Below are 22,506 nucleotides of genomic sequence, written 5' to 3'. Positions count from 1 at the left end.
TCAGCGGTCGGTGTCGGTCTCGTCCTCCGGCACTTCGGCCGGTACTTCGGTCGGTACGCCCGCGCGGTCCGTGGCGGCGGGATCGTCATCGGCGGGCGGTTCGGGGTCGTGCCACTCCTCGGCCCGGCTCGAGCGGTTGCCGCGGATCGTGCCGTCGAGCTGGTGCTTCAGCTCGTCGTCGGCGCGCGGGCCGTGCTTGTCACTGCCTCGTTCCATCGAGATCCCTCCCACGGACCGCGTACCCAGGAGGGACCGCCGCAACCATGTGCGGCGGCGACGCCGGTCAGCCGGCCGGGGTCTCGATCTCGATCAGGCCGGAGTCGCCGCCGTCGGTCGTGCTGGTGAGCAGAACGACCGAGGTGGCGATCATCAGGACGGCCAGGATCAGCAGGACGGCGAGCTTGGCCGGTGTGCCGGAGTCGATGAGCCAGCGGCGCAGCGGCGCCAGAGCGTGGCGGTCGGACATCGTCGTCCTCTCGTCATCGGGCAGCGTCATTTCGACCGTAAGTGACAACTGGCCCGGCTGGCCAGCGAATCCACCACATCGGGGAGGAACCGGTCACTTCCGCCCGAATGCGGCGAGGAACGTCGCGACGGCGGTATCGGCGTGGGCATCGAGGTCGCGCGGTGCGGGCGTCGCCGCCGGGGTGAACAGCGACTCGTTGAACGGCGCCGCCAGCAGCAGCCAGAGGAACTGCTCGGCCGCGACGTCCATGTCGCCGGCCAGCAGTCCGCGCCCGGCGAGGTCGCCGAAGAGCCGGCGCAGCGTTTGGAGGCCGCGCCGCCGGCCGCGCTCGTCCCAGGTGCGGGCGAGGTCGGGGAACCGCTCGGCCTCGGCCGCGACCAAGCGGCGCATCCGCAGCAGGTCCGGCGCGGTGACGGTGGTGACGAACTCGCGCGCGAACGCCTTGAGGTCGCGGGGGAGGTCCGTGGTCGCCGCGAGGGTGTCGAGGTGGTCGTCGGAGAGCCGCTCGGCGCGCTGGATGTCGCGCCGGATGACGGCGTCGAACAAGGCCTCCTTGCTGGGGAAGTACTTGTACAACGTCACCTTGGAGATGGCGGCGATCGCGGCGATCTCGTCGACGCCGGCCGCCCCGAACCCCCGGTGCAGGAACACCGTCCGGGCGGCGTCGAGGATGAGTGGCTCCTTCGGTGTGCCACGGCCTCTTGCCCGATCCATGAACTGAACTGTACAGTACTGGAGCGAGTACTGAACAGTTCAGTATCCAGAGAGGATGATCGACATGCAGGCTCGATCCGCCGACGGGACGCCGATCGCCGTCAGCCGCTCGGGGAAGGGTCCGGCGCTCGTCATGATCGACCCCGCGGGCGCGTTCGACGGGCTGCGTCCAATGGCCGGTGCGATCCCGGCGCTGTCAGAGCGGTTCGCCGTCCACACCTACGATCGGCGCGGCCGCGGCGACAGCGGAGACACCGCGCCGTACGCGCCCGAGCGGGAGGTCGACGACCTCGCAGCGGTGATCGAGCTGGCCGGCGGCGAGGCGGACGTCTACGGGTTCAGCTCCGGCGCCGCCGTGGCACTGAGGGCGGCCGCCGCCGGGCTGCCGATCCGGACGGTGGCGTTGCTCGAGCCGCCGTTCATCGTCGGCCGGCCGGCCGACGAGGAGTTCACCGGTCGACTGCGGGAGCTGATCGGCCGTGGCGAGCGTGGCGCCGCCGTCGAGTTCTTCAACCGTGCCGTCGGCGTCCCGGACGAGTGGATCGAGCAGCTGCGCGCCCATCCGGCCTGGCCCGGCCTGGAGGCGCTGGCTCCCACCCTGCTCTACGACGCCGAGCTCACCGCGACGATGACGGCCGAACTGCTCGCCGAGGTGCACACGCCGGTGCTCGTGCTCAGCAGCAGCGGGAGCGACGACTACCTGCGCGGCGCGGCCCGCGATGTCGCGTCGCGGCTGCCCGCCGGCGAGCACCGCGAGCTCCCCGGCGGCTGGCACGGCATCGACGACACCGAGCTCGCCGCGCAGCTCACCGGCTGGTTCGTCACCGGCCGGAGCTGAGGGCGCATGCCTTCCGGGCGAGCCGGGTAATCGCAGTAGATCGGTGCACGGTATGGATCCCGTCGGGGTCCAGCGGCGCCGGCAGGACAGATGAGCCGCTGAGGCCGGAATACGGGCGGCGATCACACCATGACCTGAATCGTCGCGACCGCCGCACGATCGCCGGCGCTCACCGCGTTCACGTTCCTCCCCGACGACCGGGACAGGGTCCGCGGCAGTGCCTGGCGGCCCGGCGGCCCCGTGCCGCCCACACGAGCAGAAGGAGCCGACATGACCACTGAACGACTGCGCAGCCAACGACGAGCCGATCCGCCGGCCCGGGACGGAGCCGGTCCGCCGGCCCGGGACGGAGCCGGTCCGCCGGCCACGGTGGAGGCCCGCGTCCCCGCGCGTGCCCGTCACGTCAGCACGTACACCGAGCTGGCGCGGCAGATCCGCGACGCCGGACTGCTGCGGCGGCGGTACGGCTACTACTGGTCCAGGATCGCCGCGGCCGTGACGGCGTTCGCGGGGATCTGGGTGGCGTTCGCGTTCCTCGGCAACTCCTGGTTCCAGTTGCTCCTCGCTGCCGCGCTCGCGGTCGTGCTGGTCCAGTTCGGCTTCCTGGGGCACGACAGCGCCCACCGCCAGGTCTTCGCCTCGCACCGGTGGAACGACTGGACCTCGCGGGTCTTCTCCGGGTTGTTCACGGGGCTCAGCTACGGCTGGTGGCAGTCCAAGCACAGCCGTCACCACGCGAACCCGAACAAGGAGGGCGCGGACCCTGACGTCGGGCCCGGCGTCCTGGCGTTCACCCCGGCCGTCGCGCAGGCCCGGCGGGGCCTGGCCGCTCGACTCACGCCCCGTCAGGGCTATTACTTCTTCCCGCTGCTACTGCTCGAAGGGCTCTCGCTGCACGTAGCGAGCATCCAGACGATCGTGCGGCGACAACCGCTCAAGTACCGCTGGTGGGAAGCGGCGTTCATCACCGCTCGTCTCGGCGGGTACATCACCGTGCTGCTGCTGGTCCTGCCGCCGGGCAAGGCCGCGGCCTTCTTCGGCGTCCAGATGGCCCTGTTCGGGCTGCTCCTCGGTGCCTCCTTCGCGCCGAATCACATCGGCATGGCCATCGTCGCGCCGGACGAAAGAGTCGATTTCCTCCGCCGTCAGGTGCTGACGTCGCGCAACATCCGCGGCGGCCGGCTGATCCACTTCTTCATGGGCGGGCTCAACTACCAGATCGAGCACCACCTGTTCCCGAGCATGCCCCGGCCGAATCTTCGCCGGGCACAGCCCATCGTGCGGGAGTACTGCGCCCGGCACCTGGTCGGCTACACCGAGACCAGCCTTTTCGGCGCCTACCGCGTGATCGTCCGTTATCTCAACCGGGTGGGGTTGCGCGGCCGGTATGCCTACCGGTGCCCGATGGTCGCGCAGTTCCGCGTCTGATCAGCGTCACGAAGACAGCCGAACAGGCCGCCGCGACGAGCAGGGCCAGGGCCAGCGGAACGCGCCCATCCAGCCAGAGGAAGGCGAGGTCGACGTCGCGGGTGTTCTGCAGTACGAACACGACCAGGATCGTGAGGGCTAGCGCCGCGACGAAGCCGGCGAACCAGGCGGCGCGACCGCGTCCCGCCGGTGCCGCACGCGCCGCACCGGCTCCGACCGGTGCCGGCCACTCCGTGAGTGACTCCTCAGGGCCATTGCCATTGCGGTGGAAGATGGCCATGACATTCCTTCCGCGACAGGTGGGCCCGCTCGGGCAGGCACCTCGAGGCTGGGATGTCGCGATTCCGGGACGCCTCCACCCTACGCCGTCACGGCTCGCGCTCGGCGTGGCCGACCCGGCGCGGCAGGAGTGGCAGGCCGTCCTGGACGTGTCGGCTGTGCTCCAGCGGTCAGGAGCGAGGTCGGCCGGGCCGATGGGCCGCGGCCGCCGCGGCCAGACCGGCCAGCAGGTCGTCGGTCAGCGGCACGCCGGCGATGGCCGTCAGCGCCGCACCCCACCCCGCGACGAAGTAGTCCCACCCGTCGACGGCGGTGGCGCCCTGCGCGCGGGCGTCGGAGAGGAACGTCAGGTCGCCGCGGTAGTTGAAGTCCCAGGCTGTCGCCGCCGGGGGCAGGACGGTGCCGGACGGGAGCGGCGAGCCGGGCCGGTCCTTGCCGAGCCCGGTCGCGTTGACGACGAGCGCGCCGTCCGGGAGCGGCGCCGGGCCGGGGGCGTCGAGCAGCCGGAGACGGTCGTCCAGAACCCCGCCCCGCTCGGCCGTGGCCTGCAGCGCGGCGAGCGCGCCGTCGTCGGTGTCGAGGACGGTGACGGTGCGCGGCCCACCCTCCGCGGGGACGGGGCGGCCGGCGGCGAGGGTCGCCTCGACGTCGAGGGTCAGCGCCAGCAGCAGCGCCGTCCCGGCGCCGCCGGCCCCGTACACGACGACGTCCGCGCGCCCGGCCTCGTCGAACCCGCGGAGGACGGCGGCGAGCGCGAGCGGGTCGCGTGCGTGCGCGTCGACGCCGTCCCGGATGCGGACCAGTGTGTTCACCTCATGGGTGAGCCCGGCGAGGACGTCCGCGCGGCGGAACAGCGCCGCGCCGGCCCGGTGGAGCCGCAGCTTGTGGCTGGTGACGACAGCCCCGGCCACCCGCGGGTTAGCGGCGACGGCGGCGACGAGCTCGGCGTAGGCCGCGTCCGGCGCGGTCAGGGGCAGGTCGGTGCCGCGCAGCGTCCAGTCCGGCCGACCCAGTGCGTCGGACCAGCCGGGGAACACGTCGTGGCTGCGCGAGCCCGCCGTCGTCACGCCGAGGAACACCACCAGCTCGCCTGGGCCGTCCCATTCGCGCAGCTCGTCGAGGCGGATCAGGCGGCCGTCGGGCGTCACAGCGCCAATCTACGATGCGACTGGGCTGGTTCCTTCCCTCGTGTGCCACCACCAGCCGCGCCATCTCCTGAGATGACAGGCTCAAAATGAGGCTCTTCTGCCCGATCCGTGGGTCGGTCGCGTTCGGCTCGCCGGGGATGCCGCGTCGGCCGGGGGTTGCCACGTCCACCGTCCCCCTGCTGCGCATTGTCTTAGCCGCGCAACCGCGCCTCAAGCGGACTGTTGGGCGCTTCGCGCCGGCGAGGACCGCTTGACCCGCGGCTGCGCGGTCTAAGAACGGGCAGCTATCAGGGGACGGGGGGAGTCTGGGCACACCTCGACCCCGCGCAGCCGTGGTTCGGTGTGGCGCTGCTGTCTGTGGACAGCGATGATCATCCACGATCGCGTACACCACCAGGATTACCCGAGCCTCACCACGATTGCAGGCGTGTTGAGGCTCGAGACAACCTCATGATGCCCTCCGGATCACTGGGAAATCTCACCACGTGGACACCCGGCCAAGAGAGAATGGGCGGCAGGGGGAGGCCAACGCCGCACCCCCGGCCGATGACCTGCCCGTCGGAGCGACGGGGGATCGTCTAGCCTGACGAGCCATGCCGGAGACCCGGATCCTGCACTGGAACATCCACTCCTGGTGCGACGATGCCGACGCCTCGAACGCCGACGCCGTGGCCGCACTGATCGAGGAGACCGACCCGCAGATCGTCTCGCTGGTCGAGGTCGACGAGCCGTGGGGCGGCCCGTCGACGCTTGGCCAGCTGGCCGGCCGGCTCGGGTTCGCCTGGGTCTTCCCGCCCACCGTCCACTACGGCGACGACGCCGGCCCGCGCGGCGGCTACGGCAACGCGCTGCTGGTCAAGGCGCCGATCCGGGCGGTGCAGCAGTGGCAGTTGCGCTGGCCGCCAGGCTTGTACGACGGCTCGGAGTCTTCCGAGGCGCGGACGGTGCTGCTGGTGCGGCTCGATCTCGGCGGAAGCGGCCTCTGGATCGGCAGCACCCACCTGCCCCGCCGCTCGGCCCCGGCCCGTGCCGCCGCGCTGGACCGCCTGCTGTCGCTCAGCCGCGGCCTCGACGCGCCCTGGCTCGTGTGCGGCGACTTCAACACGCCGGCGGCGTCGTGGGTCCCGGCGGACGGCTCGGTGCTGGTGCGCCCGGAGTCGGCGCAGGCGTCCTACCCGACCGCATCGCCCGCCGAGCCGATCGACTATGTGGTGGCGTCGCCGTCGCTGACGGTGCGGGCGGAGCTGCTCGACCGCGCCGGCTCCGACCATCTGCCGCTCCTCGCCACGCTCGCCCAGCCATTATCCTGAGGCGTCCGCTCCGACCCAGGATGACCTGCGATGACCTTGACCGAGAGACCGACCCGGCCCGGGCTGGGCGCGACCCTGCGCTCCGCCGTGGCCGACCTGTTCACTGTCGTGGGACGGGCGGGGCGGCTGCTGGCCCGGCATTGGCCGGTGCTGCTGGCGATCCTGTTCGCCGGCGAGGCCGGCCGGTACGCCGCACTGTGGGCGGCGGTCGAGCTGAGCGACTACAGCGGGACGCTGGGTGTGCTGGTGCTGGTACTGGGTCCGCTGGCGGCGGTGTCAGCGCTGATCGCGGCCCTGTACGCGCTGCGACACTCGCTGCCGTCACTGCAGGCGTCCGCCGACGAGGCGGCCGCGACCGGCGAGGACCCGGCAACGCGCAGGCACGCGAGCGTCGTCACCGTGCTCGGCAGCGTGATGATCCCGTTCCTCGCCATCTACGCCTCCTACGGCTACCTCTCCGAGGACGTGTTCCGGTTCGTGAACACCGCGGTCACCGACGAGCTGCTCAACAACCCCGACCTGCTGCTGGGCACCGGCGAGGTGGACCAGGACCGGACGGCGCTGGCGACCGGCTGGCTGGCGATGGCGCTGGTGGCGATCGCGATCGTGCTGCGGTACGGTCTCGGCGTCCTGGCCCGGCGCCGGCCGATGAAGTGGGTCCCGTGGGCCGCCGCCTACGTCGAGGTCCTCTGGCTGGTCACCCTCGCCCGTATGCTCGCCACCCACCAGGAGGCCGCCGTCGCGTGGATCCAGGAGCGGGCGGTCGCGCGGGCCATCGCCGACGGGTGGCAGTCGCTGCTGGCGTTCTTCGGCCCGGTGGGCAATGCCGTCGACGTGGGGAGCCGGTGGCTGTTCGAGCTGCTCGCCGACGCAGACGCGCTGCTGGTGATCCCGGTCGCCTGGCTGACGGTTGGCGCGGTCGTCTACGGGCAGCAGCTGCGCGAGCCCGAGCGGCGCCGTCAGGCCTCGCACCGACGGCCGCGCGGCGGGCTGGTCCGCCGCATGCACGCACCGGCCCGCCAGGTCGGCAACGAGCTCACCGGCGGCCTCGGCGACCGCTTCGGCGCGCTGGTCAGCGGGCTGCGCCGGCTCGCCGTCGCCGGGCTGGCGCCGATGCTGCTGTTCGCGCTCGCGTTCGTCGCCGCGCAGCGGCTGGAGTACGCCGTCGAGCTGTTCTGGCGCGATCTGCTGGGGCCGCTGCCGCTGGACGCCTACCTGGCGTTCGCCCCGCACACCAGCATGGTGTCGCACGTCATCGGCACTGTCGTGGTGGTGTGCCTGCTGGGCGCGGCCATCGACCGCGTTCTCACCCGCGGCGACGGGCAGACCGTCACTCTGCGCTGATCAGCAGCCCCTCCGGCGGACCCCAGCTGAGCAGGACCTCGGCGACCTCGATGCCGTCGGGGAGCAGCACGACCGGGCTGACCGTCCACTCGTCGGGGCGGCGCGGCCCGGTGTCGGGGTCGATGCCCTCGAACAGGTCGAGCTCCGGCCCGCGCGCGTCCGGAGGCACGCACGGCGACGTCGCCTGGCTGATCGACGGCGACGCGGACTGGTAGGCGTACTCGGTGCCGGAGGCGTCGCGGACGACGAGGTCACAGCTGGTCAGCGGAACGTCGGGGGCGGCGGCCAGCGAGAGGTCGACGGCGACGGCCTGTACGCCGTCGGGGAGGTCCAGCTCGTCGTCCTCACCGAACGGGGCCTCGGCCGGGCGCACGCCGTCCAGCCGGACCCGCACGGTGAATGGGACGTCGCCGGTGCGGTCGTACTGGCTGGCGGAGAACGTCACCCACTCGCCCCGCTCGGCGTCGACGAGGTCGCGCGGCTTCTCCAGCCACCAGTAGGCCTCGACGCGGTACGAGCTGGCGGCCAGCGCCGCGGCCAGCGCCACCGGCAGCGCGACCAGACCCCAGCGGTTGCGCCGCCACCAGCCAGGTGGCCTCACGACGCAGCTCCGGGTCCGTCGGCGGGCTCCGCCACCTCTACCGGCTCCTCCGACGTCGCCCACGCGTCGGCGTCGTCCTGGGTGAGCCCGAGGTCGACCACGACGATGTCGTCACGGCGGTGGTCCTCGGGGTTCGTCTCCAGCGTGACCACCAGCCGCGCCCCGGCGACGGCGTCGGCGGGCACCTCGATGGCGGCCGCCACCCGCCGCGGGATGCCGGGCTGGGCCGCGCCACCGGAGCTGTACGGGTTGCGCTCGACGCTGGTGCGGAACACCCGGCCCTCGGTGTCGCGGAGTGCGACGTACGCCGGGACCTGCGGCTCGCCGGCCGCGGTGTACGTCCAGTCGACGACGACGTACACGCCTCCGGTCACATGGACCGTGCCGTAGGGGTCCTCGATGCGGGTGGAGCCGGCGACGGAGGTCACCTGCACGTCGCCCCAGCGCGCCTCGACCCGGTCGCCGATGCCACCGGTCCGCTCGAACGGCGCGACCGTCTCGTCGTCGACCGGCATCAGGCCCTCGACGGCGCGACCGGTCGCCAGCGCGGCGACCAGCAGGACGGCGAACGCGGCCCGCCGCGGCAGCCCGTTCAGCCGCCTCGCCGGCGGACGCGCGACCCGGCGGCCGCCCATCAGGAGTCCTCCTCGGCCGGTTCGGTCGGCTCGGCTGACGGCTCGGTCACCTCGATGTCGCCGGCGACGACGGGCAGCGGGTCGAGCCACTCGTCGGAGTGGTCGATCGAGCTCTGCCGCAGCGTCCGCCCGATCAGCACCAGCCGCGCCTCCGAGGGGACGTCGGCCCGCGCGTCCTGCTCCCACACGAACGCGACCTCGTACTCCAGGCCCGGCTGCACGGCGTCGAGACGGGTGCCGTCGGCCATGACGTACACGTCGCCGGCGGGCACCGGCTCGCCCGGGTCGGTGGTCTCGCCGGGCAGCACCTCCGCCGGCACGCCGGGCACGCCGTCCAGCGCGACGCTCTCCGAGAGCATGGCTCCGTACTGCGTCGTCGTGCCGGTCGCCGTCACCGTCCCGACCAGCGCCAGCACCCGGGTGTCGTCGTCCCCCTCGGAGATGCCGGGCAGCTCGTCGACCACCCGCATGCGGTCGACGGTGACGGTGAACGGGCCGATGTCGGCGGCCTCGCCGACGGCCAGAGGCGCGACGTCCGCCTCGGGCTTCTCGAGCGGGTCGAACCCGCCGGCGACCAGCACGGCCAACACCACCGCGCCGGCCGCGCTCCCCGTCAGCGTCAGGTGCTGGCGCGGGGCCCCGAGGGCCAGGCGCCGCAGCCGGCCGCCCGACTCCGCCATCACGGAACCAGAGTGTAAGGCGCGCGCCTGGAGCGCCGCTGCCGAGCACGCCGGTATCGCGACCGCTCAGGCGGCCGCGGTACCGGCGTCGCTGTGCTGGCGACTCAGTGGTGGTACGAGTCCAGCCTCCAGACGCGGATCTGGTCGAGCCTGCCGGTGCCTCCCTCTGCGAACAGCTCGACGCCGTCGCTGCCGGGGTCGGGGAAGACCTGGTCGGTGAGCACGACCTCGCCGTCGGCGCCGAATACCTCCACCGAGGACCAGTCCAGCAGGACCTTGATCCGCACCTTGCGGTCCCGGGCCGGCAACGGTGCGCGATTGACGCCGGAGAACCCGGGGTTGAACCCGACCGCGCCCGAGCGGGTGCGGTCCACGTACAGCTCCTGGGTCAGGACGTCGTAGCCGATCACCGTCTCCTGGCCTGGCCCGGTGGCCACCTTGAGGCCGAACCGGTCCGCGTCGGCGACGGAGAAGGTCGCGTCGATCTCGAGGGCCTTGCCGTCCGCGCGACCGCGGGCGAACGGGAGCGAGCCTTCACCGACAGTGACGTTCCGAGCGGTGATCGCCTCGCCGTCGCGGAGGGACCGCAGCGACGTGACGGGCCGCTGGGTCAGCCGGACCTCGCCGTCGATGGTCTCGAGGGCCAGTTCGCGTGGCGCGGTCATCGCCCCGCGCCACGGCGCGGTCGGCGTGGCACCGGCATAGTTCCAGTTGCTCATCCAGCCGATCAGGTAGCGCTTGCCACCGGGCACGTTGTTCCAAGAGACCCCGGCGTAGTTGTCGCTACCGAAGTCGACCCAGTCAGCGCGCTCGACCACCGACGGTGTGGGCTGGTCGGAGAAGGTGAAGTGGTCGGCCAGGATGTGGCCCCAGCCGCCGCTGTTGGCGTCGATGACCTTCACCTGTGCCTGCTGGCCCTGGTAGCGGCGCAGGTCGAAGGACGCCCAGTCCAGCCGCTCGCTGTCGGCCCCGGTCTCGCTGTCGACGGTCTCTCCGTTCACGATCAGGTTGACCGTGGTCTCGTCGGACGCGATCTGCGCCGGGGCGTCGGAGAGCATCACCGAGTCGAGATTGATGTGCCCCCAGCCGCCGGTGTTCTGGTCGACGACCTGCAGCCGGGCGGTCTGCCCGCGGAGCTCGGAGACGTCCCAGGAGGACCAGGTGAGGCGCTCTCCGTCGCTGCCGGTCGCCGTGCGCACGACCTCGCCTCCGACCAGGAGGTTCACCGCGGTGGGATCGGCCTCCGACATCGGGTGACGCCCGCCACCGATGAGGAAGTTGATGTAGTCGTTGGTGATCTCGAACTCGGGGGACGTGAGGGTGCCCACCGAGCTGTCCTGGTTGAGGAACGTGTTGACCAGTCCGTCGCCCTCGAAGCCGGTGACCTCCTGCTGGCCTTGAAGGGTGCCGGTCGCGGGTGCGGCGCCGAACGCGTCACCGGTGGTCGTCCAGCCCTCGCCGTAGCTGCCGCCCTCGAAGTCGGCGATCATCGTCGCCGGCACCGGAACGGGCGGGTCCAGCACCGTCCCGGGCTGGTGCGGGTGGTTGCCTCCACCGATGAGGAAGTTCAGGTAGTCCTCCTCCACGGTGAACGTCGGCGACGTCAGCGTGCCGGTACTCCCGTCGTAGCCGTGGAAGCTGTTGACCAGCCGCTCACCCGTGAAGTTGCTCACCCCGCCCTGGTCGGTGCCGGCCGCCGCACCGGCGGCCGGCCCGGGTCCGAACGCCGTGCCCGTCGCGGTCCAGTCCTCGAAGGTCTCGCTCTCGAAGTCCTCGAGCACGCCGAGCTCTGCGGGCGGCTCGAAGGACCCGTCGTCGTCGGGGGTGAACGTGGTGCCGTCGAATTCACCGACGAAGTACTGCGTGCCCGAGCCGCCGTAGAGGTGACCCGGGTTGAGGCTCACGACCAGGACCCACTTCTGCTGGCGCGGGTTCCCGTCGACCGGGAGCCGGAACAGGTCGGGACACTCCCACACGCCGCCGACGGCGCCGTGGGGGCCGAAGTCGCTCAGGTGGGTCCAGGTCTTGAGGTCCTTGGAGGAGTAGAAGGCGACCTTCCGCTCGTGGGCCTTCACGACCGTCATGAGCCAGCTCTCGGTGGGCTCGTGCCATTGCACCTTGGGGTCGCGGAACTCGTTGTCGGCGATGTCGAGGACCGGGTTGCCCTCGTACTTGGTCCAGGTGCGGCCGCGGTCCAGGCTGTAGGCCAGCGACTGGTCCTGACCCGGCCGGCCCTTCAGGGCGCTGGTGTAGATCGCCACCATCGCCGGGTTGCCCTTGGAGCCGAAGCCCGTGGTGTTGCCGTAGTCGATCACCGCGGAGCCGGAGAACACCATCTCGTCGTCGTCGTGCGGGATCGCCAGCGGGAGCTCCGTCCAGTGCACGAGGTCGGTGCTCACCGCGTGCCCCCAGGACATGTTCCCCCAGGAGTTGGCGTCCGGGTTGTGCTGGTAGAAGAGGTGGTACTCGCCCTTGTAGTAGACGAGCCCGTTCGGGTCGTTCATCCAGTTCTTGGCCGGCGTGTAGTGGAACTGCGGACGGTAGTCCTCGGTGAGGACTTCTCCGTCGCCGGTGACGTCCACGACGGAGGACGCGGGCGACACCCCGACGACTGGGATCAGGGCGGCCACGGCGAGGGTCGCGCACGCGGTGGACAGCTTGGATCTCATGGGTCTCCTCGGGGTGTAGGGAATTGCCGTGGAAACGCGACGTCGGGCTTGAGCGCCAAGACGGCGATGCGGAGCATCAACGCTCATGTCGATCCCTTGGCTTGCCGGTCGCCGGTCAGGCGGCCGCGGCGCCGGTCATGATCGCCACGCCCTCGGCCATGGTGTGCGACTGGGGCGTGATGACGCCCGCCGAGCGGCCGAGCCGCTGGACGTGGATGCGGTCGGCCACCTGCCAGACGTGCGGCATGTTGTGGCTGATCAGCAGCACGCCGAGCCCGTTCTCGCGCAGCCGCTCGATCAGCGCCAGCACCTGGTTCGACTCCTTGACGCCGAGCGCGGCGGTGGGCTCGTCGAGCACGACGATGCGGCTGCCGAACGCCGCCGCCCGCGCGACCGCGACGGCCTGCCGCTGCCCGCCGGACAGCGACTCGACCGGCTGGGTGATGTTCTGGATCGTGCTGATGCCGAGGTCGCGGACGGCCTCCTCGGCGCGCCTGCGCATGCCCTGCTTGTCGAGCATGCGGAACACCGAGCCCAGCGGGCCCGGACGGCGTTCCTCGCGGCCGAGGTAGAGGTTGCTGGCGACGTCGAGGGCGGGCGCGACGGCCAGCGTCTGGTAGACGGTCTCGATCCCGGCGGCGCGGGCGTCCTGCGGGCGCCGGAACGTCACCTCGCGGCCGTCGCAGGTGATCGTCCCGGCATCCGGGATCAGCGCGCCGGTGAGGCACTTGATCAGCGTCGACTTGCCGGCACCGTTGTCGCCGATGACGGCCAGCACTTCGCCCGCGTATACGTCGACGTCGACGCCGTCGAGGCCGACCACCCGGCCGAACGTCTTCACCAGCCCGCGCGCGGCGAGCACCGGAGTCTGCGTCGTCGTCATGCTCGCACCCTCCTGATCCACTGGTCCACCGACACCGCGGCGATGACGAGGATGCCGACGGCGAGCAGGCGATACTGGTCGTCGACGCCGGCGAGCGACAGCCCGACGGCGAACGACTGGACGATGAGCGCGCCGAGCAGCGTGCCGAGGATGCCGCCGCGGCCGCCGAACAGGCTGGTCCCGCCGATGACGACCGCCGTGATCGACTCCAGGTTGGCGTCGGCGATCGCGTTCGGGCTGGCCGCGCCGGCCCGCCCGATCAGCACCCACGCGGCCAGCCCGTAGATCAGGCCGGCGACGGCGTACACGCTGAACAGCACGCGGCTGACCCGGATGCCGGCCAGCCGGGCGGCGTCGGAGTCGTCGCCGACGGCGTACACGTGCCGGCCCCAGGCGGTCTGGCTCAGCGCCCAGCCGACCACCAGGTACATCAGCGCGACGATGACCACGCCGTAGGTCAGCCGGAAGTCGCCCAGCGGGAACGTCGTCCCGGTCCAGGTGAGCACGTCGGGAAGGTCGGCGCCGGGGACGCTCTGCCCGCCCGTGTAGATCAGCACGACGGCGGTGAACACGCTCAGCGTGCCGAGCGTGACGATGAACGGCGGCAGCCCGACCCGGGTCACCAGCAGCCCGTTGAGGCTGCCCGCCACCAGCCCGGCCGCCACGCCGACGACCAGCGCCAGCGGCGCCGGCACGCCCTGCTCGGCGGCGAGCATCGCGGCCAGCATGGACGAACCCACCGCGATCGCGCCGACGGACAGGTCGATGCCGGCAGTCAGGATGATCAGCGTCTGCCCGATCGCCAGCGCCGCCACGATCGCCGTCTGCTGGATCAGCAGCGACAGTGCGGCCGGCGCGGCGAACCGGTCGTTGAGCAGAGTGAACGCGATGCAGGTCAGCAGCAGGATGATCGCCGGGCTGAGCGCCGGGTGGGTGTGCAGCAGGTGCTGGACGCGCTGGGCGGGGGAGTGGCGGCGGCGCTCCAGCTCCGCCGCCGCGCTGCCCGGTTCGATGGTCAGCCCCAGCACTTGTCCGCGCCCTCGGTCGTGTCGATGCTCTCGACGCCGTCGGCCGGCGTGTCCGTCACCAGCGCGACCCCGGTGTTGAAGAAGTCGAGGCCGTCGCTGGGCTGCGGCGGCTCGCCGCCGCGTGCGATGTCGGCGATCGCCTTGACGCCCTCCGAGGCCATGAGCAGCGGGTACTGCTGCGACGTCGCGCCGATGCGGCCGTCCTTCACCGCCTGGACGCCGTCGCAGCCGCCGTCGACGGAGACGATCAGCACGCCCTCGGCGGCACCGGCCGCCTCGAGCGCGGCGTACGCCCCGGCCGCGGACGGCTCGTTGATCGTGTAGACGACGTTGATGTCGGGGTTGCGGGTCAGGCAGTTCTCCATCGCCGTGCGGCCGCCGTCTTCGGCGCCGCCGGTCGGCTCGTTGCAGACGATCTCGTAAGTGCCGCCGGAGTAGTTCCCCGTGGGCGCCTCGTCGCCGTTGCGGGTCTCATCGGCGACGTCGATGCCCATGCCGGACAGGAAGCCCTGGTCGCGGCTGTAGTCGACCGAGACGATCTTGTCGTTGAACAGGTCGAGCAGCGCGATGGTGGCCGGCTGCCCGCCCAGCTGCGCCGCCGTCCACTGGCCGATCAGCTCGCCGGCCTCGACGTTGTCCGTGGCGAAGGTGATGTCGACGGTGTCGGCCGGGTCGGGCGGGGTGTCCAGCGCGATGACGTAGAGGCCGGCGTCGCGGGCCCGCTCGATCGCCGGGTTGACGCCGGGGCCGTTGGGCGTGATGAGGATGCCCTGCTGGCCCGCGGCGATGGCGTTCTCGATGGCCTGGATCTGGCCGTCCTCGTCGCCGTCCTCGGCGCCCGCGGCGATGGTGAGGTCGACGTTCTCCTCCTCGGCGACCTCCTTCGCGCCGTCCTGCATGGCGACGAAGAACGGGTTGATCGAGTCCTTGGTGATGAGGGTGACGGCGACGCTGTCGCCCTCGCCGGCTGTGGACGCCTGGTCGTCGGAGCCGCCGCACGCGCTCGCCGTGAGCAGCGTGGCCGCCGCGAGCGCGACGGGCGCGGCGAGCCGGCGCCGTCCGGAGCGGGAGAGAGTCATGGTGGATTCCTTCTGTTCGTGGGTGCTGACGGTCACGACACAGGCCCGACCTGGACGTTCTGGATGACGGCGGTGCCGTTGTCGACGTTGAGGCCGAACTGGCCGCCGGCGATGGTGTCGTCGACGGCGTCGAAGACGGGCGCCGCGGCGAGCGTCGCCATAGCGGACCGGACTCTCCTGCGCATACGTCCCAGCTCCCTTGCCAGTGATCGTGAAACCGGAGATGAAAGGCGCCGAGGCGTGGCGTCTGACAACCTTGTCAGGGGAGTCTGAGGGCTCAAGGCCCGCGTGTCAATACTTGCTTTCAGCGGTGTTACGGGGCGATGATGCGGACCGGTACGACGGTCTGACAATGTTGTCAAGCCTGGCCTGGAGGCGGCGCGGCCCGTGCCGGTACTGTGTCGATCGGAGGGGTCCATGACCGAACACGCCGATCCGGTGACCACGCCGTACCGGCCGCGGGCGACGCTGCGCGACGTCGCCGCCATGGCGGGCGTCAGCATGAAGACGGTGTCGCGGGTGGTCAACGGCGAGGCCGGCGTCACGCCGCAGAAGGTCGACGCGGTCCGGCTGGCCGTCAGCCGGCTCGATTACCGGCCGAACGTGTCGGCCAGCGCGCTGCGCCGGTCCAGCCGGCGCACGGCCGCCATCGGCACCGTGCTCGAGGACCTCGCCAACCCGTTCTCCAGCGCCCTGTTGCGCGCCGTCGAGGACGTCGCGAACGAGAAGCGCGTGCTCATCCTCGCCGGCAGCGTGGACGAGGACCAGCAGCGCGAGCGGGCACTGGTCCGCGCGTTCACCGAGCGCCGGGTCGACGGCCTCATCATCGCACCGGTCGGTGAGGACCAGGGCTACCTGCGGACGGAGATGGAGGCCGGCACGCCGCTGGTGTTCGTCGACCGCCAGCCGCAGGGCCTGCTCGCCGACTGCGTGCTCTCCGACAACGAGGCCGGCGCGCGCAATGCCGTGCACCAGCTCGCCGAGGTCGGGCACCGCCGCATCGCCTACCTCGGCGACCTCGCCATCATCCCGACCGCTCAGCAGCGCTTCGCCGGCTACCAGCGGGGCCTGCTGGAGTGCGGGCTGCCGCTTGACCCCGCGCACGTCGTACACGACCTGCACACCATCGACGACGCCGCTCGCGCGACCACGGCGCTGCTGCGGTCCGAGGGTGCGCCGACGGCGCTGTTCGCCAGCCAGAACCTGGTCACCATCGGCGCCATCACCGCGCTGCAGGAGCTCGGACTGGAGCAGGGCGTCGCGCTGTTCGGCTTCGACGACTTCCCGCTCGCCGACCTGCTCAAGCCGCGGGTCAGCGTCGTCGCTCAGGACCCGGCCGCGATGGGCCGGGCCGCCGCGGAGCTGCTGTTCGAGCGGCTCGACGGCGAGCGCGACCGGCCGCGGCGGATCCTCCTGCCGACGACGACCGTGTTGCGCGGCTCGGGCGAGATCCCGCCGGGGCGCCCATGACGGCGGTGGACGGCGCCGTCGTCGTGGGGGAGGCGCTCACCGACGTCATCGTCGAGCGTGACGGCTCGCAGACCCGGCATCCGGGCGGCAGCCCGGCGAACGTCGCCTACGGGCTCGGGCGGCTCGGCCGGCGGACCGCGTTGATCACCGAGCTGGGCGCCGACCGGGACGGCGACGCGATCAGGGCGCATCTCGCCTCCGCCGGCGTCGAGGTCCGCACGCAGTGGAGCGCCGCGCGGACGTCGTCGGCGATCGCGAGCCTCGGGGTGGACGGCTCGGCCGACTACCGGTTCGAGCTGACCTGGGACCTCGGCCCGGTCGCGCTGACGGAGGCGCCGCTGGTGCTGCACACCGGCTCGCTGGCGACGACGGTCGCGCCCGGGGCGGCGGCGGTCGAGCGGCTGCTCGGCGCCGTACGTCAGGACACCACGACCAGCTACGACCCCAACATCCGGCCGGCGCTCATGGGCCCGGCCGCCGAGCTGCGCGAGCGAGTCGAACGGCTCGTCGCGGCCAGCGACGTCGTCAAGGCCAGCGACCAGGACACCGCCTTCCTCGAACCGGGCCGTGACCCGGCCGACGTCGCGCGCGACTGGCTGCGGCTCGGTCCGGCGTTGGTCGTCGTCACGCTGGGCGGCGCCGGCGCCGTCGCCGTCACCCGCCGGGACGAGGTGCGGGTGCCGGCCGCGACGGTCACCGTCGCGGACACCGTCGGCGCGGGCGACTCCTTCACCGCCGGCCTGCTCGACGGGCTGTGGCGCGAGGACCTGCTCGGCGGCGCCGCGCGGCCGCGGCTGCGCGAGATCCCCGCCGCGGTCGTCGAGCGGGTGGTGCGCCGCGCCACGCTGGCCGCCGCCGTCACCGTCTCGCGGGCCGGCGCCAACCCGCCCACCCGCGACGAACTCGACGCCGTCGCCCGGTCGGGCGCCGCCTGACCCGCTCAGCTGTCCGGGCGCACCTCGAGATCGACGGTGTGCGGATGGGTCGGCTCGCCGGGCCCGGTCCAGAACTCGGTGGCGCTGCCCTCGGGCGACTCGACCAGAACGACGAACTGGACCAGCCCGGCCTCGTCCACCGGCAGCTCCGTCCGCCGGCCGGCCGGGATCCGCAGCTCGTACCGGCCGTCCGGGCCGCTCGAGGTCGCGGCGACGGGGGTGAGCGGATGGAGGAACGGGTCGATGGTGGCCAGTTGTTCGTCGGTGGGCTCGGTGGTCAGTTGCACCAGCGCCTCCGCGACTGCCGTGCCGTCGGCGCGCAGGACGCGCCCCCGGACGACCACCGGCTCGGACAGCTGCGCGGAGTCGGGGATCCCGGGCACCAGCGTCGCCGTGGGCGTCGCGCTGGCCGCCGGCGTCGGCGCCGGCAGCGCGCTGGGGTCGGCGGCGTCCCGCTCGCCGCTGGAGCAGGCGGCGAAGAGCACGGCCACGACGACGGCAGCGGGCGTCCGGTGCGCCATGCCGCCAGTGTATGAGGAGCCAACTGGACGAAGAGTGGCTCTCCTGCTGCTGCGGTGGGTCCGTGCGGGTGGCGATGGATGAGGGATCCGGGTAGCCAGACAACCCGGATCCCTCATTCATTTCAGCCGTCGCCCGGACGGGTGGACCGAGTTCGCGGGGCGTCTCGCATGGTGAGAGGCAGCTCACATTAACGAAATCGTGACCCGGGCTGTCGTGCGCCGGTCGCCGGTGCCACCGTGAACCGGAGCCGGTCCTGGACAGCAACCACCACCCGCGATGTCAGCGGCCCGTCGTCGCGCACAGACGCGGCGCCCGCCGCAGCGTGCCGGCCCGCCCGTGTCTGACACGGGCCGCGGCGTTGTCAGTGACCGGACAACGGCCGCCCGGACAGCGGACACACCCTGTCCGCCCGGCCCGCCGGAGCATCGGCCGACACCGCCACCAACCTCCGGCCGGGCGGCGAGCGACGGCGTTGACACTGGTCAGCGGCCCGGCCTCTACTGGCGGCCAGCCCGCCGCCCCGCAGCAGCCAGCCCTCAGAGCCGATCCACCGAGCCGATCCACAGAGAGGACGGAAGCAATGACGCTCCCACCCACGGCCCGCCGCCAGGCGACACGCCGCGGCATCCAGGCCGGCCTGGCGCTCTGCCTGGGCGCCACGCTGGCGGCCTGCGCCGGCAGCGCCGACCCCGAGGAGTCCGCCGGCGGCGGGGACGAGCAGACCGTCACGTTCCGCTCGTGGAGCCCGATCGAGCAGACCACGCGGCAGATGATCGACTCGTTCACCGAGGCCAACCCGGATGTCACGATCGACGCGACGATCTTCAACTATCCGGAGTACATCGTCGACCTGCAGACGCGGGCGTCGTCGGGCACCATGCCGGACATCGTCGGGCTGCAGCCAGGGGCGCTGACCCAGCAGTACCGCGAAAAGCTGATGCCGCTGGAGGAGTGCGCCACCCGGGTCTGGGGCGACGACTGGGAGAGCCGGTTCCACCCGGTCGGCCTCGAGCAGGCCCGCATGGGCAACCCCGACGGCGACGAGCACTACTACGCGCTGCCGCTGCTGGTGCAGACGGTGAACCTGTGGGCGAACGCGGAGCTGCTCGACGCCGCCGGGATCGAGCCGCCGGCGACGTGGGAGGACCTGCAGGCCGCGGTCGCGACCCTCCGCGACGCCGGTGACGCCGCGCCGTTCCTGCTGCCGGCGAAGGACGGCTGGCTCCGCAACGTCGTGTTCCTGCAGATCGCCAACAACCTCGAGCCGGGCCGCGTCTACCAGGCGGAGAACGGCGAGGTCCCGTGGACCGACGCCCGCATCGTCGAGGCGTTCGACTACTGGAGCAGGCTGTTCACCGAGGGCATCGCCCAGGACGGCGCGCTCGCGCTGGACTCGTACCCGAACGGCGTCAACCAGTTCGAGGCCGGCAACGCCGCGATGATCCCGCTCGGCGCCTGGTGGATCCAGCAGTCCGACCCGTCGAAGGCGGAGATCGCACCGCTGTCGGAGGGCATGGCCGGCTACGAGCCGTTCCTGTTCCCGACGCTGCCGGGCGGCGCGCCGGAGCCGCAGCTGGTCGGCGGCATCGACGTCGCGCTGGGCATCTCCGCCGACGCCGCAAACCCGGACCTGGCCTGCGACGTGCTCACCGACTGGATCGCCGGCGACGGCGCCCAGGTGCTGATCAACACGTTCAACGACCTGCCCGCGGTGACCGGCCTCGACCCGCAGGAGTTCACCAGCGACAAGCAGGAGCAGATCTGGACCCAGCTGACCCAGGACTGGATGCCGCGGGTGCAGTGGTCGCGGTACTTCCAGAGCCCGGAGATCGACACCGCCGTCGCCGACGCGCTCGCCGGCGTCGCCGCGGGCCAGCTGACGCCGCAGCAGGCCGCCGAGTCGGTCCAGGCCGTGCAGGACCAGCAGGACTGATGGCCGCGTACACCTCCGACGTCCAGGTGACCCGCGCCCCCCGGGTCACCGGGACCGGCCCACGCCGCCCGGCGCGCCGGCTCACCCGCGAGCGCCTGGTCGCGCTGGGCTTCATCGCACCGGCGGTCGCGCTGTTCGCCGTCTTCGTGGTCTACCCGATCGTCTTCAACATCCAGGCCAGCCTGCTCGACTGGGACGGCGTCAGCGCCGGCACCCCGGCCGGGCTGGACAACTACCGCGACCTGCTCGCCGACCCGACGTTCCACACGACGCTGCGGAACTCGGCGCTGTGGATCGGGCTGACGATCGTCCCGCAGGCCGCGCTCGGCTTCGCGCTGGCCTGGCTGCTCAACACCCGCCTGCGCGGCCGGACGGTGTACCGGACGCTGTTCTTCCTGCCGGCGGTGCTGTCGCCGGTGGTCGTCGGCATCGTCTGGCAGCGGCTGCTGGACCCATTCAATGGCGTGCTCGCCCAGCTCGGCCGGGCCACCGGCATCGACGTGCTGACGCGGGCGTACCTGTCGGACCCGTCGACGGCCATCATCGCGGTGATCGTGGTGAATGTCTGGATGTGGACCGGCTTCTCGATGCTCTTCTACCTCGCCGGGCTGCAGCTGGTCGACCACAACGTCGTCGAGGCGGCCCGCATCGACGGCGCGACCGGCTGGCAGCTGATCCGCCGCATCGTGCTGCCGCTGCTCAAGCCGACGCACCTGGCGCTGCTGCTGCTCGGCATCATCGGCTCGCTGAAGACCTTCGAGCTGGTGTGGGTGCTCACCGAGGGCGGGCCGAACCACGCGTCGGAGCTGATGCCGACCTACCTGTTCAAGCAGGCGTTCCAGCTGCAGTCGTTCGGCTACGGCGCGACCATCGCGGTCGTCCTGCTGGTCGTCGCGGTCGGCTCGTCGCTGGCGATGCTGCGCACGTTCGGCTCGCGCTTCATCACCGGGGAGCGATCGTGAAGCGGCAGCGGGACGTGGACGCGGCGCCGCGGTGGGCGCACTGGGTGCTCGGCCCGCTCGCGGTGCTGTGGATGGTCCCGGTGGTCATGGTCGTCGGCATCTCGCTGCTGCCGACGTCGAACCCGGGGACGACGGCGCTCGGGCTGCTGCCCGAGGAGCCGACGCTGCGCAACTACGTGACGATCTTCCAGACGAACCCGATCGGCCGGCATCTGCTCAACAGCCTGCTGGTGTCGGTGCCGTCGATCGTGCTGGTGCTCCTGCTCGGGTCGATGACGGCGTTCGCGCTGGCCCGGCTGCGGGTGCCGTTCAAGGGCGTGGTGTTCGTCGGGCTGATCCTGGCGCTGGTGCTGCCGATGGCCGGCGTGGTGACGGCGATGTTCAAGATCCTGCAGGGGCTGGGGCTGTACGACAACCTGCTCGGCCTCGTCCTCGCCTACACCGCGCTGGGCCTGCCGTTCGCCGTCATCATGATCCGCACCACGTACCTCGCCATTCCGGACGAGACGTACGAGGCGGCGCTGGTGGACGGCTCGTCGACGTGGACGATCTTCTGGCGCATCTACTTCCCGCTCGGCAAGGCGGCCGCCGCCGTCGTCGTGGTCTGGCAGCTGATGATGAGCTGGAACGACTTCCTGCTGCCGCTGGTCGCGATCGGCGACAACCACCTCAAGCCGCTCACGCTGGTGCCGCTGGCCTACCGCGGCATCTACCTGAGCCAGCCGGGCGCGCTGTTCGCCGTGCTGGTGCTGATCTCCGTGCCCATCGTGGTGGTGTACCTGTCGGTGCAGCGCTACCTGGTCAACGGGCTGGCGGGGTCGGTCAAGTGAGCTTCCTGGGCATCGACCTCGGCACCACCGGGTCGCGGGTCGCGGCGTACGACGCGGACGGCCACGAACTGGCGGCGCAGGCGCAGCGCACCGCCGTCGTCCGCCCGGCGCCGGGCCGCGCGGAGATCGACGCCGACGCCGTCCGGGCCGCCGTGGGCCGGCTGGTCGGCGAGGTGGCCGCGGACCCGGCCGTCGCCGCCGACCCGGTCGAGGCGCTCTCGTTCTCCACCCTCGGCGAGGCGATCGTCCCCGTCGGGCCGGACGGGGCGGCGCTCGGGCCGGCGCCGCTGAGCATGGACCTGCGCGGCACGGCGTCGGCGGAGAAGCTGGCGGCGGCGCTCGGCGGCGACCGCGTCCAGGCGATCACCGGCCAGCCGCTGCACCCGATGTTCTCCGTGCACAAGGTCCGCGAGCTGCTGCCCGGCGGCGCGCTCCCGGCGGCCGTCCGGACGGTCGACGACCACGTCGCCGGCTGGTTCGGCGCCGCGCCCGCGATAGACCTGACGATGGCGGCCCGGACCGGTGCGTTCGACGTCACCGCCGGGCGCTGGTCCGACGAGATCCTCGGCGCGCTGGACGTCCCCACGGCACTGCTGTCCGAGCCGGTCCTGGCCGGGACGGTGATCGGCGCGGTGACGGCGGGCGCGGCCGCGGCGACCGGGCTGCGTCCCGGCACCCCGATCGTCGCCGGGGTGCACGACCAGGCCGCCGCGTTCGACGTCGACCCGAAGAAGGTCGGGCAGGATCTCGCC

At 72.2% G+C, this 22,506-nt stretch carries 24 protein-coding genes; 10 read left to right on the top strand and 14 right to left on the bottom strand.

Annotated features, from left to right (window positions below; genetic code table 11):
- The 3 genes from E1262_RS25785 to E1262_RS25775 form a co-directional block, all read right to left on the bottom strand.
- Positions 1-216: a hypothetical protein gene (locus E1262_RS25785; protein ID WP_132107044.1), complete on the bottom strand. Its 216-nt coding sequence runs from the start codon at positions 214-216 to the stop codon at positions 1-3.
- Between the two features lie 67 nt (positions 217-283).
- Positions 284-466 (bottom strand): hypothetical protein, encoded by a 183-nt coding sequence (locus E1262_RS25780; RefSeq protein ID WP_132107042.1) that lies wholly within the window; start codon positions 464-466, stop codon positions 284-286.
- Between the two features lie 93 nt (positions 467-559).
- A complete protein-coding gene (locus tag E1262_RS25775) occupies positions 560-1,180 on the bottom strand; it encodes a TetR/AcrR family transcriptional regulator (RefSeq protein WP_132107040.1) in 621 nt (206 codons plus the stop codon).
- Positions 1,181-1,244: 64 nt separating this feature from the next.
- Here E1262_RS25775 and E1262_RS25770 point away from each other — a divergent pair, with 64 nt between their 5' ends.
- Positions 1,245-2,018, top strand: coding sequence for an alpha/beta fold hydrolase (locus tag E1262_RS25770; protein ID WP_132107038.1), 774 nt, complete (start codon positions 1,245-1,247; stop codon positions 2,016-2,018).
- Between the two features lie 270 nt (positions 2,019-2,288).
- Complete coding sequence (locus E1262_RS25765) at positions 2,289-3,446, top strand: fatty acid desaturase family protein (protein WP_132107036.1); 1,158 nt, start codon at positions 2,289-2,291, stop codon at positions 3,444-3,446.
- On the opposite strand, the gene E1262_RS25760 is transcribed toward E1262_RS25765, so the two are convergent.
- Both E1262_RS25760 and E1262_RS25755 read right to left on the bottom strand, forming a co-directional pair.
- Positions 3,379-3,726 (bottom strand): hypothetical protein, encoded by a 348-nt coding sequence (locus E1262_RS25760; RefSeq protein ID WP_132107034.1) that lies wholly within the window; start codon positions 3,724-3,726, stop codon positions 3,379-3,381. The two genes, E1262_RS25765 and E1262_RS25760, sit on opposite strands and share 68 nt — an antisense overlap.
- A gap of 169 nt (positions 3,727-3,895) precedes the next feature.
- Complete coding sequence (locus E1262_RS25755) at positions 3,896-4,873, bottom strand: hypothetical protein (RefSeq protein ID WP_132107032.1); 978 nt, start codon at positions 4,871-4,873, stop codon at positions 3,896-3,898.
- Between the two features lie 593 nt (positions 4,874-5,466).
- Between E1262_RS25755 and E1262_RS25750 the strand changes: the two genes are divergently transcribed.
- Both E1262_RS25750 and E1262_RS25745 read left to right on the top strand, forming a co-directional pair.
- On the top strand, positions 5,467-6,183 hold the full coding sequence (locus E1262_RS25750; protein WP_132107030.1) for an endonuclease/exonuclease/phosphatase family protein: 717 nt from the start codon (positions 5,467-5,469) through the stop codon (positions 6,181-6,183).
- Between the two features lie 30 nt (positions 6,184-6,213).
- Positions 6,214-7,527, top strand: coding sequence for a hypothetical protein (locus E1262_RS25745; protein ID WP_132107028.1), 1,314 nt, complete (start codon positions 6,214-6,216; stop codon positions 7,525-7,527).
- On the opposite strand, the gene E1262_RS25740 is transcribed toward E1262_RS25745, so the two are convergent.
- The 8 genes from E1262_RS25740 to E1262_RS30570 form a co-directional block, all read right to left on the bottom strand.
- Positions 7,514-8,128: a hypothetical protein gene (locus E1262_RS25740; protein WP_132107026.1), complete on the bottom strand. Its 615-nt coding sequence runs from the start codon at positions 8,126-8,128 to the stop codon at positions 7,514-7,516. The genes E1262_RS25745 and E1262_RS25740 overlap by 14 nt on opposite strands.
- The gene (locus E1262_RS25735) at positions 8,125-8,763 is read right to left on the bottom strand and encodes a hypothetical protein (protein ID WP_132107024.1); all 639 of its coding nucleotides are present in this window, start codon (positions 8,761-8,763) and stop codon (positions 8,125-8,127) included. The genes E1262_RS25740 and E1262_RS25735 overlap by 4 nt, the downstream gene beginning before the upstream one ends.
- Positions 8,763-9,446, bottom strand: a complete 684-nt coding sequence (locus E1262_RS25730) for a hypothetical protein (RefSeq protein ID WP_132107022.1) — start codon at positions 9,444-9,446, stop codon at positions 8,763-8,765. Before E1262_RS25730 ends, E1262_RS25735 begins: the two co-directional genes overlap by 1 nt.
- Before the next feature lie 101 nt (positions 9,447-9,547).
- Positions 9,548-12,112: a GH32 C-terminal domain-containing protein gene (locus E1262_RS25725; protein ID WP_132107020.1), complete on the bottom strand. Its 2,565-nt coding sequence runs from the start codon at positions 12,110-12,112 to the stop codon at positions 9,548-9,550.
- Positions 12,113-12,227: 115 nt separating this feature from the next.
- On the bottom strand, positions 12,228-12,995 hold the full coding sequence (locus E1262_RS25720) for an ATP-binding cassette domain-containing protein (RefSeq protein WP_132107018.1): 768 nt from the start codon (positions 12,993-12,995) through the stop codon (positions 12,228-12,230).
- The gene (locus tag E1262_RS25715) at positions 12,992-14,023 is read right to left on the bottom strand and encodes an ABC transporter permease (protein ID WP_203454425.1); all 1,032 of its coding nucleotides are present in this window, start codon (positions 14,021-14,023) and stop codon (positions 12,992-12,994) included. Before E1262_RS25715 ends, E1262_RS25720 begins: the two co-directional genes overlap by 4 nt.
- Positions 14,011-15,102, bottom strand: coding sequence for a substrate-binding domain-containing protein (locus E1262_RS25710; protein ID WP_132107016.1), 1,092 nt, complete (start codon positions 15,100-15,102; stop codon positions 14,011-14,013). The genes E1262_RS25715 and E1262_RS25710 overlap by 13 nt, the downstream gene beginning before the upstream one ends.
- A 32-nt stretch (positions 15,103-15,134) precedes the next feature.
- Positions 15,135-15,287, bottom strand: a complete 153-nt coding sequence (locus E1262_RS30570; protein WP_162606083.1) for a hypothetical protein — start codon at positions 15,285-15,287, stop codon at positions 15,135-15,137.
- Positions 15,288-15,519: 232 nt separating this feature from the next.
- Between E1262_RS30570 and E1262_RS25705 the strand changes: the two genes are divergently transcribed.
- Together E1262_RS25705 and E1262_RS25700 are read left to right on the top strand one after the other, a co-directional pair.
- Positions 15,520-16,572 (top strand): LacI family DNA-binding transcriptional regulator, encoded by a 1,053-nt coding sequence (locus tag E1262_RS25705; protein ID WP_132107014.1) that lies wholly within the window; start codon positions 15,520-15,522, stop codon positions 16,570-16,572.
- Positions 16,569-17,507, top strand: coding sequence for a carbohydrate kinase family protein (locus E1262_RS25700; RefSeq protein ID WP_132107012.1), 939 nt, complete (start codon positions 16,569-16,571; stop codon positions 17,505-17,507). The genes E1262_RS25705 and E1262_RS25700 overlap by 4 nt, the downstream gene beginning before the upstream one ends.
- A gap of 5 nt (positions 17,508-17,512) precedes the next feature.
- Here E1262_RS25700 and E1262_RS25695 read toward each other — a convergent pair whose 3' ends face one another.
- Entirely contained in the window at positions 17,513-18,028 is a 516-nt protein-coding gene (locus tag E1262_RS25695) for a hypothetical protein (RefSeq protein WP_132107010.1), read from the bottom strand.
- A gap of 581 nt (positions 18,029-18,609) precedes the next feature.
- On the opposite strand from E1262_RS25695, the gene E1262_RS25690 reads away from it, so the two are divergent.
- The 4 genes from E1262_RS25690 to E1262_RS25675 form a co-directional block, all read left to right on the top strand.
- Positions 18,610-19,962, top strand: a complete 1,353-nt coding sequence (locus E1262_RS25690; RefSeq protein ID WP_132107008.1) for an ABC transporter substrate-binding protein — start codon at positions 18,610-18,612, stop codon at positions 19,960-19,962.
- Entirely contained in the window at positions 19,962-20,924 is a 963-nt protein-coding gene (locus tag E1262_RS25685) for a carbohydrate ABC transporter permease (protein ID WP_132107007.1), read from the top strand. Before E1262_RS25690 ends, E1262_RS25685 begins: the two co-directional genes overlap by 1 nt.
- On the top strand, positions 20,921-21,754 hold the full coding sequence (locus tag E1262_RS25680; protein WP_132107005.1) for a carbohydrate ABC transporter permease: 834 nt from the start codon (positions 20,921-20,923) through the stop codon (positions 21,752-21,754). The genes E1262_RS25685 and E1262_RS25680 overlap by 4 nt, the downstream gene beginning before the upstream one ends.
- On the top strand, positions 21,751-22,506 hold a 756-nt coding region (locus tag E1262_RS25675), incomplete at its 3' end, for an FGGY family carbohydrate kinase (RefSeq protein ID WP_238993057.1). The genes E1262_RS25680 and E1262_RS25675, both read left to right, overlap by 4 nt.

Origin of the sequence: Jiangella aurantiaca, from assembly GCF_004349105.1 — a bacterium.
Classification (GTDB): domain Bacteria; phylum Actinomycetota; class Actinomycetes; order Jiangellales; family Jiangellaceae; genus Jiangella; species Jiangella aurantiaca.
This window is presented reverse-complemented; position numbering and strand designations above follow the sequence as displayed.

What these genes read in the sequence shown, in the direction of transcription:
- E1262_RS25785 (WP_132107044.1), bottom strand. Translation starts at nt 216, where the DNA reads ATGGAACGAGGCAGTGACAAGCACGGCCCGCGCGCCGACGACGAGCTG.
- E1262_RS25780 (WP_132107042.1), bottom strand. Translation starts at nt 466, where the DNA reads ATGTCCGACCGCCACGCTCTGGCGCCGCTGCGCCGCTGGCTCATCGAC.
- E1262_RS25775 (WP_132107040.1), bottom strand. Translation starts at nt 1,180, where the DNA reads ATGGATCGGGCAAGAGGCCGTGGCACACCGAAGGAGCCACTCATCCTC.
- E1262_RS25770 (WP_132107038.1), top strand. Translation starts at nt 1,245, where the DNA reads ATGCAGGCTCGATCCGCCGACGGGACGCCGATCGCCGTCAGCCGCTCG.
- E1262_RS25765 (WP_132107036.1), top strand. Translation starts at nt 2,289, where the DNA reads ATGACCACTGAACGACTGCGCAGCCAACGACGAGCCGATCCGCCGGCC.
- E1262_RS25760 (WP_132107034.1), bottom strand. Translation starts at nt 3,726, where the DNA reads ATGGCCATCTTCCACCGCAATGGCAATGGCCCTGAGGAGTCACTCACG.
- E1262_RS25750 (WP_132107030.1), top strand. Translation starts at nt 5,467, where the DNA reads ATGCCGGAGACCCGGATCCTGCACTGGAACATCCACTCCTGGTGCGAC.
- E1262_RS25745 (WP_132107028.1), top strand. Translation starts at nt 6,214, where the DNA reads ATGACCTTGACCGAGAGACCGACCCGGCCCGGGCTGGGCGCGACCCTG.
- E1262_RS25735 (WP_132107024.1), bottom strand. Translation starts at nt 8,763, where the DNA reads ATGGGCGGCCGCCGGGTCGCGCGTCCGCCGGCGAGGCGGCTGAACGGG.
- E1262_RS25725 (WP_132107020.1), bottom strand. Translation starts at nt 12,112, where the DNA reads ATGAGATCCAAGCTGTCCACCGCGTGCGCGACCCTCGCCGTGGCCGCC.
- E1262_RS25720 (WP_132107018.1), bottom strand. Translation starts at nt 12,995, where the DNA reads ATGACGACGACGCAGACTCCGGTGCTCGCCGCGCGCGGGCTGGTGAAG.
- E1262_RS25710 (WP_132107016.1), bottom strand. Translation starts at nt 15,102, where the DNA reads ATGACTCTCTCCCGCTCCGGACGGCGCCGGCTCGCCGCGCCCGTCGCG.
- E1262_RS30570 (WP_162606083.1), bottom strand. Translation starts at nt 15,287, where the DNA reads ATGCGCAGGAGAGTCCGGTCCGCTATGGCGACGCTCGCCGCGGCGCCC.
- E1262_RS25705 (WP_132107014.1), top strand. Translation starts at nt 15,520, where the DNA reads ATGACCGAACACGCCGATCCGGTGACCACGCCGTACCGGCCGCGGGCG.
- E1262_RS25700 (WP_132107012.1), top strand. Translation starts at nt 16,569, where the DNA reads ATGACGGCGGTGGACGGCGCCGTCGTCGTGGGGGAGGCGCTCACCGAC.
- E1262_RS25695 (WP_132107010.1), bottom strand. Translation starts at nt 18,028, where the DNA reads ATGGCGCACCGGACGCCCGCTGCCGTCGTCGTGGCCGTGCTCTTCGCC.
- E1262_RS25690 (WP_132107008.1), top strand. Translation starts at nt 18,610, where the DNA reads ATGACGCTCCCACCCACGGCCCGCCGCCAGGCGACACGCCGCGGCATC.
- E1262_RS25685 (WP_132107007.1), top strand. Translation starts at nt 19,962, where the DNA reads ATGGCCGCGTACACCTCCGACGTCCAGGTGACCCGCGCCCCCCGGGTC.